The following is a 14,024-nucleotide window of genomic DNA, read 5'->3' as shown; positions in this document are numbered from 1 at the left end:
GTGGGGAGGGACGACGAAGCCACACGCGCCCACTGGCGGCGGGGGGGAGAGCGCTTGCGGCTCCATTCGCACTGAACGGAAGCGGTCCGGGCGTGACTGAGGCGCCCGGACCGCCACAGCCAAGGGTTCCAAAGATGAACAGCAATGACGAGGGCCTGACCGGACGAAGTCGGGTCACGGTTTTCGCGATGTTCGGCACGGTCTTCGGCTACGCCACCCACCATCTTGACGAACGACGGATCGGGGACGTTGCCGTGATCGGCCCCCTGAGCCCTGCTGTCGAGTGGCCACGGCTGTGGCAGATGGCTCGTTCCTGTGGCAGGCCCGCAGCCAAGGACACCGAACTCGCACAGTGGATTCTGATCCAGGCGACCCGGGCGTTCGTCTGCGGAAGCGACCGTATCGCGCAGTTCCCTGACCAGGGATGGAAGCTGGAGCCCGGTGGGAAGCGCGTCAGCTTCGAAACCACCTACGCCAACCGAGACCACCTATGGACCGGCAACCTGACCGTGGACGGCCTCAGCCCTGACCAGGAAGCCGAGCGCCCTTCGCTCTACCGCGCGTAGCTCGCTAGCCCTGGTGTCCTGCTTCCCGAACGGATCCCGTCCCGAACTGCCCTGCCCACTGGCATAGTCGAAGCAACGAAAGAAGCCCTGGACGACCTCTCGGGGTGAGGCAGGGGGCCCGCAGGACCCCGAGAAGGTCTCTGCCCGGTGGCGCACCCTCCGGACGCGCCTGCACCTGCCGGAGGACCTCCGCATCCATGACTGGAGGCACAGCAAGGTCACGAACGATTTGGAGGCCGGGGAGAACCCCGTAGAGGTCTCAGCAAACGTCCGGCACCACTCGCCGGGCTACACGATGGCTCGGTACGCCCACTCACGTAAGGACGGAGCGCGGAAGCTCGCCGCCTCCGGAGCCGGACGACTCGGCCTGTCATCCCTCGTCTGACCTGGTGATTCGCTGGGCCATCGGTCACGTGATTGGTCACGCCACAGCCCAGAAAAGCAGAAAACCCCACATGAAGTGGGGTCTTAGCTGGTGTCCGAGGGGGGACTTGAACCCCCACGCCCGATAAAGGGCACTAGCACCTCAAGCTAGCGCGTCTGCCATTCCGCCACCCGGACCAGGTGTTTGTCTCGCAGGCTTGCTCCCCGCGGCGACAGAGATAACTCTACCAGGGGTTCGAGGTGGTATTCACCCGCATATTGCGTGGTCAGGGGATCGCTGGACCTTGGCATGGGTGAGGTTTGGGGTGGCTCGGCCCTTGATCGGCGGGGTGGGGGCAAAGGGTGGTCGTGTGCGCACTCAGCGTGAATCGCGCATGGCGCTGCGCAGGGCGGAACGCGCGACCATGTGGGTATCGCGGCGGGCTCGCCGGGCGTGGGGCGGAGGGCGGCGCGGGGTGCGGGCCTAGCCTCGGGGCGTGGGCACCGGGGAGCGTTATCGGCGGCCGCGGATGTTGTCGCCGCTGCGGGAGCATCTGCGGGACAACTTCTGGTTCGCGCCGAGCGCGGCGCTGGCGCTGGTGTGCGTGCTGTGGCTGCTGGCGCACTGGCTGGACACGGCGATCGTCGAGGAGCTCCAGCGGCAGCAGGAGTACGAGGCGGTCGGCGATCTGATCGGGATCGTCGACGACCTGAAGACCGTGATCACCACCGTCAGCTCGGCGATGATGACCTTCATCGGTGTCGTCTTCAGCATCTCGCTGGTCGCCGTGCAGATGGCGAGCGGGCAGTTCACTCCGCGTGTGGTGCGGATCTTCGTACGGTCGCGGATCACCAAGCTGACCCTCGCCGTCTTCCTGGCGACCTTCGCGCTGTCGCTGCTCGTCCTCACCTCGTACAGCGGGGAGACCGATCCCAAGGTCGTGGAGAGCGTGCCCATCGCGCAGAGCCTGCTCACGATCGCCATGGTCGCGCTGAGTCTGCTGCTCTTCATCGCGTATGTGAACACCACGCTGCGGCTGATGCGCGTCGGGCACGTCGTCGACCGGATCACCGTCGAGGCGTTCCGGGTGGTGCTCAAGGTGCCTCGGGGAGAGATGGGCGACGAGCCGCTGCCGGTGGAGAGCGGGCAGGTGGGGCACAGCGGGCGGGCCGGCGTGCTGCGGGACGTGAACATCGCGAGGCTCGTGCGCGCGGCCCGGCGCCAGGGCGTCGTCCTGCGGCTGATCCCCAGGATCGGGGACTTCGTGGTGCCTGGCACACCCGTGCTCGCGGTGCACGGCGGGCGGGCGCCGTCGCGCGGGGCACTCGGGTACACCGTGTCGGTGGGGGTGGAGCGCACGTTCCACCAGGACCTCGGGTTCGGGCTGCGGCAGCTCTGCGACATCGCGCTGCGGGCCCTCTCCCCTGCCGTGAACGATCCGACGACGGCCGTGCAGTGCCTCGACCGGATCGTGCAGCTGCTCGCCGAGGCCGCGCACCGGCCGCTCGGCGCCGTGGGACACCGTGACCGCCAGGGTGCCGTACGGCTGGTGCAGCCCGTTCCCTCCTGGGAGAACCTCGTCGACCTCGGCTTCACCGAGATCCGTACGTACGCCGTCGGCAGCCCGCAGGTCACCCGGCGGATCGTGGCGGCCCTGGACGAACTGCTGCGGCTGGCTCCCGAGCAGCGGCGCCCGCCCCTCCTCCGGCACCGGGCCCTGCTCGTCCATGCCGTGGAACGAGACGTTCCGGAGGCGGCCGAGCGGGCGTTCGCGCTGGAGGCGGACCGGCAGGGGATCGGCTAGCCCGCGCCTGCCCCGGCCCCGCCCTCCCCGTCGGCCGCCCCACCGCCAGTGGTTGACTGCGCCCATGAGAATTGGCGACACGGTCGACGACTTCAAGCTCCCCGACGAGACCGGCACCCTCCGCACCCTCTCCGGGCTGGTGGCCGAGGGCCCCGTGGTGCTCTTCTTCTACCCGGCGGCCTTCACCCCCGGCTGCACCGCCGAAGCGTGCCACTTCCGCGACATCGCCGGGGAGTTCCGGGCGCTCGGTGCCCAGCCGGCCGGCATCAGCGCCGACGCGGTGGAGCGGCAGGCGGAGTTCGCGGAGAAGCACTCCTTCGGCTATCCCCTCCTCTCGGACTCCGACGGCGCGGTACGGGAACTGTTCGGCGTCAAGCGCGGGTTCAGCATGGCCCCGACCAAGCGCGTCACGTTCGTCATCGACACCGACCTCCGGGTGCTGGAGATCGTCAAGAGCGAGATCCGTATGAGCGTCCACGCCGACCGCGCCCTCGCCGCCCTGCGGAAGCGCGACGCGTAGCCATCGGTACCCCCGTACTCGTTCGGGCGCGCCGGCGCTCCGGCTGCCCGGGGTCGGGGCAGCGCTCCGACCCCGGGCAGCCGTTCGCGTACGGCAGCGTCCGCGTACTCGGGAGACCGGCGCCTCCTACGCGTACGACTCCGGGAAGTTCCCCGGCAGCCGCTCCCCCGCCGGGCCCTCGGTCACCGCCCGTACGAGCAGTTCGCCGCCGACGAAGGCGCCGCGCCACGAGGCGCCGAAGCCGCCGAAAAGCTCCTCGCGGTCACCGCGCGAACGCGGCTTGCCCCGGCCGACCTTGAACGCCCGGATCTGCGGGGCCAGGCGCGCGTACGTCTCCGGGTCGTCGGTCGACAGGCTGGCGACCAGCGCCCCGTTCGAGGCGTTCATGGCGGCCAGGAGCTCCGCCTCCGTGTCGACGAGGACGATGGTGTCGACCGGGCCGAACGGCTCCGCGTGGAACAGCGGTGAGGACGACGGCGGGTTGAGCAGGGTCACCGGCGGCAGATACGCGCTGGTGTCCTGGCCCGACAGGAAGCGGCCGTCGGCGAGGCTGCCCCGGTGCAGTGGGACGGCGCCCCGGTCGATCGCCTCGGCGACCTGGTCGCCCAGCTCCTTCGCCTTCGCCGCGTTGATGAGCGGCCCGAAGTCCAGCTCGGGCAGGGCGCCTTCGGGGTGCTCGACCGCGAGGGGGTGGCCCGTGCGGACCGTGTGGACCGCCGGGAGGTACGCGGCGAGGAACCGGTCGAAGAGCGCGCGCTGCACGACGAACCTCGGATACGCGGTGCACCGCTGCTTGCCGTAGTCGTACAGCTTCGGGATGGCGGCGGACAGCGCGTCCCAGTCCGTGTAGTTCCAGATTCCCCAGGTGTTGAGTCCTTCCTGTTCGAGGATGTGCCGCTTGCCGATGTCGGTGACGGCCGTGGCGATGCGCGCGCCGGTGTCGCGGCCGCCGACGAACGACACACAGCCGATCTCCGGCGAGCGCACCAGGGCCTCGGAGAGCTCGCCGCCGCTGCCGCTGACGAGGGTGACGGGGATGCCCTCGCGCGCGGCCAGCGCACTGGCCAGGGTGAGGCAGGAAAGGCCGCCGTCGGTCGGGGTCTTGGCGATGACCGCGTTGCCCGCCAGTGCCTGTACCAGCATTGCGTGAACGAGCACGCTCATCGGATAGTTCCAGCTCGCGATGTTGGAGACGGGGCCGTCGAGGGGTGTGCGGCCCTCCAGCATCGCGTCGATGTTCTCCACGTACCAGCGGACGCCGTCGATGGCCCGGTCCACGTCGGCCTGGGCCAGCCGCCAGGGCTTGCCTATCTCCCAGACGAGGAGCAGGGCGAGGAGTTCACGGTGTTCGGTGAGGGCGTCGAGGGTGGCTCCGACGCGGGCGCGGCGCTCGGGCAGCGGGATGTGCTGCCAGGCGCGGTGCTGGTCGAGGGAGGCGCGGACCGCCTGTTGGGCGGTGGGCGCGTCGAGCCGCGGCGGGCCCGCGATGGGGCTGCCGTCGACCGGGCTGGTGGCCGGCAGGGCGCGTCCGTCGGGCTGCCACTGGCCGCCCCAGAGGTTGAGGACGCGGTCGTCCCGGAACGCCTCGGGGGCGATCGCCCGGCAGCGCTGCCAGGCGTCGGCCCAGGCGGTGCCGGGCTTGAGGATGAGGGTGGGTGCCATCTGTGGGTCTCCGCTCGGGTCGGGCGGGGCAGGAGGTGGCGCTGGCCGCCCTCGCACCGGGCGGCCGTACGGCGACGTTAGTGACAAGGGGACCTGCCGCGATACGCACCCACGGTCAATTATGAGTGACATCACGTGAGGCCGGGGCCTGTTCGGGGTGCGGCGGGGCGGCCGGGCGGAGCTGAGGTCGGCGACGATGCGGAAGAGGTTGTCGGCCTCGTCGGGGTCGAGCGCGGCGGACGGATCGTCCCTCCCGATCACGGGACCGGCGGTGGGAAGGGGTGGGGATCAGGCCGGTGAGAACAGGTGGTCGCTGATGAACCGGGCCGCGCCGGTGACACCGGCGACCGGCCCCAGCTCGCCCGGCCGGGGCGCGAGCCGGATGTTGTGGGAGCGGCGGCCGCCGCGCGAGGCGGCGAGGCCGTCGGCCACATCGGGCCCCCTCAGGCGGCGGTCCCCGGTTCGCTCTCCCGGCGACGCGATCGTCACGCTCGATTGGCTGTCGGCTACGGTCTGCCGATCGTGAAGTCCAGTGCGCCCCGTCCCCCGCGGCCGGTTCCGCGCCCCTGGCGCCGGCCCGTCACGGACAGCGGATGACCTGGCCCGCGTACGAGAGGTTGCCGCCGAAGCCGAAGAGCAGGACCGGGTCGCCGGTGCCGATCTCGCCGCGTTCCACCAGCTTGGACAGGGCCATCGGGATGCTGGCGGCCGAGGTGTTGCCGGACTCCACCACATCGCGGGCGATCACCGCGTTCACCGCGCCGATCTTGCGGGCCACCGGTTCGATGATGCGGAGATTGGCCTGGTGCAGTACGACGGCGGCCAGTTCCTCGGGGGTGACCCCGGCGCGCTCGCACACCCGGCGGGCGATGGGCGGCAGCTGGGTGGTCGCCCAGCGGTAGACGGCCTGGCCCTCCTGGGCGAAGACGGGCGGGGTGCCCTCGATCCGTACGGCGTGGCCCATCTCGGGGACCGAGCCCCACAGGACCGGACCGATCAGCTCCTCCTCCGCGGCCTCCACCACCGCCGCTCCTGCGCCGTCGCCGACCAGGACGCACGTGGTGCGGTCGGTCCAGTCGGTGACCCCGGTCATCTTGTCGGCGCCGATGACCAGGGCCCGGGTGGACGAGCCGGCCCGGACGGCGTGGTCGGCGGTGGCCAGGGCGTGGGTGAAGCCCGCGCAGACGACGTTGAGGTCCATGACGGCGGGCGAGCCCATGCCGAGGCGGGCGGCGACCCGGGCCGCGGTGTTCGGGGAACGGTCGATCGCGGTGGAGGTGGCGACCAGGACAAGGTCGATGTCGGCGGGGGTCAGCCCGGCGGCGGCCAGCGCCTTGGCGCCGGCGTGCGCGGCCAGCTCGTCGACGGGTTCGTCGGGCCCGGCGACGTGGCGGGTGCGGATGCCGACCCGGCTGCTGATCCACTCGTCGTTGGTCTCGACCATGGCGGCGAGCTCGTCGTTGGTGAGCACCTTGGCGGGCTGGTAGTGCCCGAGCGCGACGACGCGTGAGCCTCGCATGCCGGTCATGCCGCGGTTTCCCCTCGTAGGACATCAGGAGCCATCCAGTCTTCGTGGCTACCGACCGGTACGGAGGCGCGAGATCCAACAGGCTTCCCGGCGCACCTTTGGAGCCTTGTGTCAGCTCCCGGGCGTAGTGCCCGGCCGGGCGCCCGCTCCCTTGACCGCCCCGGGGCATTTTGACGCTGGCCGACGAGCCCGTACGCGTCCCTGAAGGAGCGACCCTCGTGGATTACCGCCGGGCCGCGGGCAAGGACGTCCCCGCCCTCTGCCCGACGACGGTCTGCGCGTACTGCGGCATCGGCTGCAACCTCACCCTCCATGTGCAGGACAATGAGATCGTCAAGGTCACCTGCCGCACGACAACCCGGTGCCCCATGGCAACCTCCGCATCAAGGGCCGCTTCGGCTTCCAGCACGTACAGACTTCCAGCACGTACAGAATCGGGAATGAGATGGGACGGGTCACCGAGCGCCGCCGCGTCATCCGCATCCGGGACGGGGCCGTCTCCGCCCGGCCGGACACGCTGGTGGCCGAGGAGCCACTGGAGATCCGGCTGAACGGCAGACCACTGGCCATCACCATGCGCACCCCCGGCGACGACTTCGCGCTGGCGGCCGGGTTCCTGGTCAGCGAGGGCGTGCTCGCGGCGGCCGACGACGTGCAGTCGATCGTCTACTGCGCCGGGGCGACCGCCGACGGGGTCAACACGTACAACGTGGTGGACGTGAAGCTCTCCCCCGGCGTCGAGGTCCCCGACATCACCCTGGAGCGCAACGTCTACACCACGTCGTCGTGCGGGCTGTGCGGCAAGGCCAGCCTCGACGCCGTCCGTACACAGGCGCGCTTCCCGATCGCCGACGCTCCCCCGGTCCGTGTCACCCCCGAGCTGCTCGCGAGCCTCCCCGACCGACTGAGGGCGGCCCAGCGGGTGTTCGACAGGACCGGAGGTCTGCACGCGGCCGCGCTCTTCTCGGAGGAGGGCGAGCTCCTGGACGTACGGGAGGACGTGGGGCGGCACAACGCGGTGGACAAGCTGGTGGGGCGGGCCCTTCAGGACGGGCGGCTTCCGCTGTCGCGGGCGGTGCTGCTGGTCTCGGGGCGGGCCTCGTTCGAGCTGGCCCAGAAGGCCGTGATGGCCGGGATACCGCTGCTCGCCGCCGTCTCGGCGCCCTCGTCGCTCGCCGTGGACCTGGCCGCCGAGACGGGGCTGACCCTGGTCGGCTTCCTGCGGGGCGCCTCCATGAACGTGTACGCGGGCGAGCACCGCATCGCCCTGGAGGCTCCGGCCGCCCAGGGCTGACGGGCCCGCCCGCCGTACGGGACCGGGCCCGGCCGGCGGGGAGCGCCCCCTGCGCCGACCCGGGCGCCGCCGTTCACGGGAAGCGGGCCGGGTGCCGTACGCCCCCGCCCTACTCCGGCTCCTCCGCGCCCACCCGCCGGAGCAGCGCCATCAGCTGCTTGCGCTCGGCCGCGCTGAGCGGTGCCAGGAGTTCGTCGTTGGCCCGCTCGGCCGCCGCCGCGCAGCGCGCCAGCATCGCCTCCCCCTCCGGGGTGACCGTGACCGCGTTCTTGCGGCGGTCGCGGGGGTCCGGCTCGCGTACGACGTACCCGTCGGACTGGAGGTCGTTGAGGACGCCGACCAGGTCCTTGGGGTCGAGCGAGATCCGGCGCCCGAGCTCGGCCTGGGCGAGCGGCCCGTACTCGGACACGGCCGCCAGCACGGCGTGGTGCCACATCTTGGCGCCCTCGCGTGCGATGGCCGCCGCCACGAGGCCCCGGCCCCGGGTGGCCGCCCGGCCGAGGACCCAGCTGGGCAGGGCCTGGATGCGCTGGAGCGCGGGGAGGGAGTCGGCGCGTTCGGTCACGTCGTCGACCTTACCCCCATAATCGTTGGACTTCCCAATGACTTCTGTTCTATCGTGAGACTCGTTGGGGCCACCAACGAATTCATCCACACCGGGAGAGTCCATGCGCCGTGTTCGCTTCGAGGTCAACGGCGGCCCCGAGGTCCTGTTCACCGAGGACGTCGAGGCCCCCGCGCCCGGCCCCGGCGAGCTGCTGGTCCGCACCGACGCCATCGGCGTCACCCTGCCCGTCGTCCGCAAGGTGCGCGAGGGCCGTGAGCCGTTCCCGCTCGGTGGCGAGGTCGCGGGCACGGTGGTCGCGGTCGGCGAGGGCGTCACCGCCTTCGCGCCGGGCGACCGCGTGACGGGGCTCTGCTTCTCGTACGGATACGCCGAACTGGCCGTCCTCCACGAGGCCATGACCTCTCGCATCCCCGACCACGCCTCCTCAGTCGAGGCGGTCGCGCTCGTCCGCAGCGGTCTGGTGGCGCGCGGCGCCTACGAGTCGGGGCGGCCCCGGCCGGGCGAGTCGGTCCTGGTGACGGCGGCGGCGAGCGCGGTCGGGCAGATCGCGCTCCAGCTCGCCCGGGCGGGCGGCGCGAGCCGGGTGGTCGCTGCCGTGAGCTCGGCCGAGAAGGCCGATTTCGTACGGGAGATGGGCGCCGACGAGGTCGTGCTCTACGGCGACGAGTCCTGGGGCGAGCCGGTCGACGTCATCCTCGACGGCGTCGGCGGCGAGCTGCTCGCCCCGGCGGTGAAGGCGCTGGCGCCCGGCGGCCGGCTGGTCGCGTTCAGCTCCGGCGGCGGCACGGTCGAGGTCTATGACCTGCTGGTCGGCGGCAAGTCCGTGATCGCCTTCCAGATGGCGCTGATCGCCCGCGGCAAGCCGGAGCTGTACGCGGCCTGGCGCGACGAGCTGTGGGAGCTGCACCGCGACGGCAGGCTGCGCGCCGCCGTCCACGCCGAGCTGCCTCTGGAGGAGGCCGCCCGCGCCCACGAACTGATCGACTCGCGGCGCAACTTGGGCAAGGTGGTGCTCGTCACCGGCGGCGCGTGAGGACGGCGGGCGGTGCGGCGCCGCGGTTTGGCGAGCCGGGCGCCGCCTCCTCCAGCGGTTCGCGCGCCCGCCTTCTGGCGATCACCGCGCAGACCATCAGCTGCATCTGGTGGAAGAGCATCAGCGGCAGCACCGCAAGCGCCGCCTGGGTGCCGAACAGGACGCTGGCCATGGGCAGCCCGGCCGCGAGGCTCTTCTTGGACCCGGCGAACTGGATCGCGATCCGGTCGCCCCGGCCGAACCCGAGCCGCTTCGCCCCGTACCAGCTCAGCGCGAGCATCGCGGCGAGCAGCACCGCCTCGACCCCGAGCAGCGCGCCCAGGCGGGCCGGGCTCACCTGGTGCCAGATGCCCCGGACCATGCCCTCGCTGAACGCGGTGTAGACGACCAGCAGGATCGAGCCCCGGTCCACCAGGCTCAGCACCTTCTTGTGCCGGGCGAGAAAACCTCCCACCCAGCGCCGCAGCAACTGCCCGGAGGCGAACGGGACCAGGAGCTGGACGGCGATCTTCAGCACCGAGTCCGCCGAGACGCCTCCGGCGCTGCCGCCGAGCAGCAGCGCCGCGAGCAGCGGGGTCACGAAGATCCCCGCCAGGCTGGAGAACGAGCCCGCGCAGATCGCCGCGGGCACGTTGCCGCGCGCGATCGAGGTGAAGGCGATCGAGGACTGGATGGTCGACGGGACCAGGCACAGGAACAGGAGCCCGTGGAAGAGGTCCGGCGTCAGCACCACCGGCACCAGCCCGCGCGCGGCGAGCCCCAGCAGCGGGAAGAGCACGAACGTACAGGCCAGGACCGTCACATGGAGCCGCCAGTGGCGCAGGCCGTCCAGCGCCTCCCGGGTGGAGAGCCGGGCCCCGTACAGGAAGAAGAGCAGCGCGACGGCCCCGGTCGACGCGCCGCCCGCCGCGTGCGCGGCGCCGCCGGAGACCGGGAGCAGCGCCGCCAGGGCCACCGTGGCGATCAGCGTCATGATGAACGGGTCGATCGGCAGCCAGGACGGCAGCGGGGGCGTGCGGCGGTTCATCGGCTCCACTCGGCTCTTCGCTCGGCGCTTCTCTTTGCCCTTCACGGGGGGCGCGTCGTACGGCGTGTGCGGTCGGGTCGCGCCCTCCCGATCATTCACCCCTCCGGGCCGATCGGGAATCCCGTACACCACTCTGACTGTCATCGCGTTCCGCGATAACCTGCTGCCGTGTACGAGCCGCACCAGCTCCGGACCTTCCTCGCCGTCGCCCAGACGCTCAGCTTCACGCAGGCCGCACGGCGCCTCGGCCTGCGGCAGTCCACGGTCAGCCAGCACGTGCGGCGTCTGGAGGAGGCGACCGGGCGGCCGCTGTTCAGCCGCGACACCCACAGCGTCCGGCTCACCGAGGACGGCGAGGCGATGCTCGGCTTCGCCCGGACGATCCTGGCCGCGCACGAGCGGGCGGCCGCCTACTTCACCGGGACCCGGCTGCGCGGGCGGCTGCGGTTCGGCGCCTCCGAGGACTTCGTGCTCACCCGGCTCCCGGAGGTCCTGGAGTCCTTCCGCCGGGACCATCCCGAGGTCGACCTGGAGCTGACGGTCGAGCTGTCCGGCACCCTGCACCGCCGGCTGGAGGCGGGCCGCCTCGACCTGGTCCTTGCCAAGCGGCGCCCCGGCGACACCCACGGCGAGCGGGTCTGGCAGGACACCCTCTGCTGGATCGGCGCGCCGGGGCTGCGCCTGGACCCCGACCGGCCGGTGCCGCTGATCCTCTTCCCGCCGCCGGGCATCACCCGGGCCCGGGCGCTTGAGGTCCTGGAGGAGCACGGGCGGCCGTGGCGGATCGCCTGCACCAGCGGCAGCCTGAGCGGACTGGTCGCGGCGGCCCGGGCGGGGCTCGGCGTGATGGCGCACACCCGCGGTCTGGTCCCGCCTGGGCTCGTACCGCTGCCGCCGAGGTCGGGGCTGCCCGAGCTCGGGCCGGTGGACTTCGTCCTGCTGCACGGCGGGCGCCGCCCCTCGGCGCAGGAGGCGGCGGACGCGCTCGCGGCGGCGATCCTGGCGAGCGGCCTCAGCCCGCGTACGTCAGCCGCTTGACCTGTCGCAGTAAGGGCGCGGTCTCGACGTGCCGGACGCCTTCCAGCGTGCCGAGCTTCTCGCTGAGGTACGTGTAGAGCCCGGCCGGGTCGCGGCAGATGACGACCGCGACGAGGTTGGCCGGGCCCGAGGTGGCACCGGCGAAGGCGACCTCGGCGTGGGAGGCGAGGGCCGCGCCCACGGCGGCCAGTGCCGAGGGCGCCACCGTGATCCACAGCAGCGCCCTGGTCCGGAAGCCGAACCGGGTCGTGTCGAACTCGACGTCGATGAACAGGGCTCCGGAGCGCAGCAGCTGGTCCAGGCGCCGCTTGACGGCGGACTCCGAGCGTCCGGTGGCCTTCTGGAGCTCGGGGCAGCCCGCCCTGCCGTTGCGCGCGAGCGCGGCCATCAGGGCCTCGTCCTCCTCGTCGAGCCGGATCGGGCCGGCTGAGGGCTCCACCGGCTCGGGCAGCAGCGCGGCCCGCTCCTCGGCGGTGAGCGCCGAGTCCTTGGCGAACCAGCCGAGCGGGCCGCCGAAGAAGCGGTGGAGCAGCTGGTGGGCGCCGATCTCCACGATGCTCGGGGTGCGCGGCAACTTGCCGAGCAGCAGCGCCTCATGGTCCTCGGGCCGGCGCGACGCGGTCGTGCAGACCACCTCGGTGCCGCCCGAGGTCAGCCCGATCCAGGCGGTGTCGGGCCGCCGGGCCAGCGCCGTGGCGATGGAGACGGACGCGTCGGGGGTGCAGCGCAGCCGCAGCATCCAGCGGGTGTGGCCGAGCCGTTCGGTGTCGCGGACCCCGACGACCCGCAGCTCGCCCTCCGTGTACAGCCTGCGGTAGCGGCGTGCGACGGTCTGGTCGGAGACGCCGAGCACGGCGGCGATCCGGCTGAAGGGGGCCCGGCCGTCCAGAACGAGCGCGCTCACCAGTCGCTGGTCCAGTTCGTCGAACTCGGGTGAATCCATCGGCCTGAGCCCTTCCGATGTCGGATTCCTGCGTGATGGACGAACTGGGTGGAACTTCGGTTCGGCCGGGACCGATCGTACGGGACGTCGAACGAACCAAGTCGGAGGAATGCAATGCGCAAGTGGGGGCCGTTGGTCGCCGTGTGTCTGGGAACGTTCATGCTGCTGCTGGACGTGACCATCGTGACGGTGGCTCTGCCGGACATGGCGAGTTCGCTGGACGCCTCGCTCTCCAGCCTGCAGTGGGTGATCGACGTGTACGCGCTGGCGCTGGCCGCGCTGCTGCTCGGCGCGGGCGCGGGCGCCGACGCGGCGGGGCGCCGGAAGTTCTACGCGGCGGGCACGGTGCTCTTCGCGGGCGCCTCGCTCGCCTGCGGTCTGGCGGGCGACGCGGGGACGCTGATCGCGATGCGCGCGCTCCAGGGGATCGGCGCCGCCGCGATGTTCGCCACCACGCTGCCGCTGCTCGGCGCCGCCTACCAGGGCCGCGACCGCTCGGTGGCGCTCGGCGTGTGGGGTGCGGTCAACGGCGCGGCCGCGGCCCTCGGCCCGATCCTGGGCGGGCTGCTCACCGAGGGCTTCGGCTGGCGGTGGATATTCTTCGTCAACCTGCCGGTGAGCGCGGCCGCGGTATGGCTGACGGTCCGGGTGGTCCACGAGTCCAGGAGCCCGGCGGCCGGCCGCACCGACTGGGCGGGCACGGCCCTGTTCGCGCTCTTCGCCGGAACCCTCACCTACGGGGCGGTGAACGCGGGCACCGACGGCTGGGGCGCCTCCCGCACGCTGCTCTCCTTCGCCGTGTCGGCGGCCGCGCTGCTGGTCTTCGTCGTGGTGGAGAACCGCGCGGAACGGCCGCTGATGGATCTTTCGCTGCTGCGGCGCCCGGCGTTCGTCGGCGTCCTGGTGGCGGCGCTCGCCCTGAACTCGGCCGCCTTCGGGGTGCTCCCGTACACCTCGATCTGGCTCCAGACGCTCCTGGACATGAGCCCGGTGACCGGCGGTCTGGCGCTCGTGCCGCTGGCGCTCGCGTCGTTCGTGACCTCGGCGCTGGGCGGCCGGTTCCTGCACGGGGTCTCGCAGCGGCTGCTGATCTGCCTCGGGCTGCTGCTGATCGCCGCCGGACTGTTCGGCCAGTCGCTGCTCGACGCGGACTCCGACTGGACGACGCTGGTCGCCGGTCTCGTGGTGACCGGCATCGGCGTGGGCCTGGTCAGCCCGGCGCTCGCGTCGGCGGCGCTCGCCTCGGTGCCGCAGCGCAGCAGCGGCATGGCGACGGGCGCGATGAACACCATGCGCCAGCTCGGCTACGCGGTGAGCATCGCGGTGTTCGGCACCCTCGCCACCTCCCGGATGGCCGACTCGCTGCACAGCACGCCGCAGGCCCGGGCGCTCGCGGGCGGCGCGGCCGGTTCGCTGCGCGGCCGGGTCCCCGACGAGGCGCTGCACACCGCGTTCGCCTCGGGCCTGAACGGAGCCGCGGTCGCGGCCGGGGCGCTCGCCGTGGTGGCCGGGCTCGCCGTGTTCGCACTGGTACGGACGCCGGCGGCCGCACCCGCCCAGGTCCGTACCAACGGCGCGGTCCCCGTAGAGCGGGCGTGACCGGGTCGTACAGATTCCGTGGAGAAAAAACCGCCCGCATCTGACTCCAGGGTCAGAATGCGGGCCGGGCGGGCCATG

Annotated in this window: 12 protein-coding genes, 1 tRNA gene and 2 pseudogenes; 8 read left to right on the top strand and 7 right to left on the bottom strand. The window is 72.3% G+C overall.

Annotated features, from left to right (window positions below; genetic code table 11):
* The first annotated feature begins 134 nt into the window (after positions 1-134).
* Positions 135-566, top strand: a complete 432-nt coding sequence (locus ACZ499_RS08110; RefSeq protein WP_468673247.1) for a hypothetical protein — start codon at positions 135-137, stop codon at positions 564-566.
* A 473-nt stretch (positions 567-1,039) separates the two neighbouring features.
* On the opposite strand, the gene ACZ499_RS08105 is transcribed toward ACZ499_RS08110, so the two are convergent.
* Positions 1,040-1,127, bottom strand: a tRNA-Leu gene (locus tag ACZ499_RS08105).
* A gap of 332 nt (positions 1,128-1,459) precedes the next feature.
* On the opposite strand from ACZ499_RS08105, the gene ACZ499_RS08100 reads away from it, so the two are divergent.
* On the top strand, positions 1,460-2,734 hold the full coding sequence (locus ACZ499_RS08100) for a DUF2254 domain-containing protein (protein WP_468673328.1): 1,275 nt from the start codon (positions 1,460-1,462) through the stop codon (positions 2,732-2,734).
* 64 nt (positions 2,735-2,798) lie between these two features.
* Complete coding sequence (locus ACZ499_RS08095) at positions 2,799-3,254, top strand: peroxiredoxin (RefSeq protein ID WP_468673246.1); 456 nt, start codon at positions 2,799-2,801, stop codon at positions 3,252-3,254.
* Between the two features lie 126 nt (positions 3,255-3,380).
* Here ACZ499_RS08095 and ACZ499_RS08090 read toward each other — a convergent pair whose 3' ends face one another.
* From ACZ499_RS08090 to ACZ499_RS08080, 3 genes and pseudogenes are all read right to left on the bottom strand, one after another.
* Positions 3,381-4,916, bottom strand: a complete 1,536-nt coding sequence (locus ACZ499_RS08090; RefSeq protein WP_468673245.1) for an aldehyde dehydrogenase family protein — start codon at positions 4,914-4,916, stop codon at positions 3,381-3,383.
* Between the two features lie 333 nt (positions 4,917-5,249).
* Positions 5,250-5,372, bottom strand: a pseudogene (locus tag ACZ499_RS08085) (sugar kinase); the annotation flags it as partial.
* A gap of 124 nt (positions 5,373-5,496) precedes the next feature.
* Positions 5,497-6,435, bottom strand: coding sequence for a beta-ketoacyl-ACP synthase III (locus ACZ499_RS08080; RefSeq protein ID WP_385533584.1), 939 nt, complete (start codon positions 6,433-6,435; stop codon positions 5,497-5,499).
* Positions 6,436-6,710: 275 nt separating this feature from the next.
* On the opposite strand from ACZ499_RS08080, the pseudogene ACZ499_RS08075 reads away from it, so the two are divergent.
* Positions 6,711-6,859 (top strand): annotated as a pseudogene (locus ACZ499_RS08075) (2Fe-2S iron-sulfur cluster-binding protein); the annotation flags it as partial.
* Positions 6,860-6,889: 30 nt separating this feature from the next.
* On the top strand, positions 6,890-7,738 hold the full coding sequence (gene fdhD, locus ACZ499_RS08070; protein WP_468673327.1) for a formate dehydrogenase accessory sulfurtransferase FdhD: 849 nt from the start codon (positions 6,890-6,892) through the stop codon (positions 7,736-7,738).
* A gap of 109 nt (positions 7,739-7,847) precedes the next feature.
* Here fdhD and ACZ499_RS08065 read toward each other — a convergent pair whose 3' ends face one another.
* Complete coding sequence (locus tag ACZ499_RS08065) at positions 7,848-8,303, bottom strand: MarR family winged helix-turn-helix transcriptional regulator (protein ID WP_468673244.1); 456 nt, start codon at positions 8,301-8,303, stop codon at positions 7,848-7,850.
* Positions 8,304-8,406: 103 nt separating this feature from the next.
* Here ACZ499_RS08065 and ACZ499_RS08060 point away from each other — a divergent pair, with 103 nt between their 5' ends.
* Positions 8,407-9,339 (top strand): quinone oxidoreductase family protein, encoded by a 933-nt coding sequence (locus ACZ499_RS08060; protein WP_468673243.1) that lies wholly within the window; start codon positions 8,407-8,409, stop codon positions 9,337-9,339.
* Here ACZ499_RS08060 and ACZ499_RS08055 read toward each other — a convergent pair.
* Positions 9,323-10,366, bottom strand: a complete 1,044-nt coding sequence (locus tag ACZ499_RS08055) for a bile acid:sodium symporter family protein (RefSeq protein ID WP_468673242.1) — start codon at positions 10,364-10,366, stop codon at positions 9,323-9,325. The genes ACZ499_RS08060 and ACZ499_RS08055 overlap by 17 nt on opposite strands.
* Before the next feature lie 168 nt (positions 10,367-10,534).
* On the opposite strand from ACZ499_RS08055, the gene ACZ499_RS08050 reads away from it, so the two are divergent.
* Entirely contained in the window at positions 10,535-11,404 is an 870-nt protein-coding gene (locus ACZ499_RS08050) for a LysR substrate-binding domain-containing protein (protein ID WP_468673241.1), read from the top strand.
* Here the strand turns inward: ACZ499_RS08050 and ACZ499_RS08045 are convergent.
* The gene (locus ACZ499_RS08045; RefSeq protein ID WP_468673240.1) at positions 11,379-12,347 is read right to left on the bottom strand and encodes an Lrp/AsnC family transcriptional regulator; all 969 of its coding nucleotides are present in this window, start codon (positions 12,345-12,347) and stop codon (positions 11,379-11,381) included. The two genes, ACZ499_RS08050 and ACZ499_RS08045, sit on opposite strands and share 26 nt — an antisense overlap.
* Positions 12,348-12,461: 114 nt before the next feature.
* Here ACZ499_RS08045 and ACZ499_RS08040 point away from each other — a divergent pair, with 114 nt between their 5' ends.
* Complete coding sequence (locus tag ACZ499_RS08040) at positions 12,462-13,946, top strand: MFS transporter (protein ID WP_468673239.1); 1,485 nt, start codon at positions 12,462-12,464, stop codon at positions 13,944-13,946.
* Positions 13,947-14,024 lie beyond the last annotated feature (78 nt).

This window comes from Streptomyces sp. NPDC031265, assembly GCF_055570295.1.
The sequence above is the reverse complement of the archived record's forward strand: the minus strand, read 5'-3'. Positions and strand labels throughout refer to the sequence as shown.